This is a genomic window from Klebsiella sp. K47 (assembly GCF_051858335.1).
Classification (GTDB): domain Bacteria; phylum Pseudomonadota; class Gammaproteobacteria; order Enterobacterales; family Enterobacteriaceae; genus Klebsiella; species Klebsiella pneumoniae.
The window spans coordinates 1-231 of record NZ_JBPYUI010000318.1 but is presented as its reverse complement, the minus strand read 5'-3'; the positions used below and the strand labels follow the sequence as shown (position 1 = coordinate 231).

The following is a 231-nucleotide window of genomic DNA, read 5'->3' as shown; positions in this document are numbered from 1 at the left end:
GACGTTTCGCCAGCCTGTGAAGGTTGGCGACGTCCATCTCCAGCGCCCGCGCGCATGCCGCCCAGCTGCGGTTATTCTGCTCCAGGGCGCGGGTGATCTGACGCTGGAACGCATCCGTCGCCTCGCGCAGGTTTTCGTTCACGCTCTCAGGTATCACTGGCTTCACGGACGGCGTCGTTTCCTCATGCAGCGCGAAATGGCGCGCATGGATAACCACTTCATCCCCCGAAC

The 231-nt window shown here is 62.8% G+C and carries 1 pseudogene; it reads right to left on the bottom strand.

The features are described 5' to 3' along the window. Positions 1-231, bottom strand: a pseudogene (locus RRF55_RS28205) (nitric oxide reductase transcriptional regulator NorR); the annotation flags it as partial.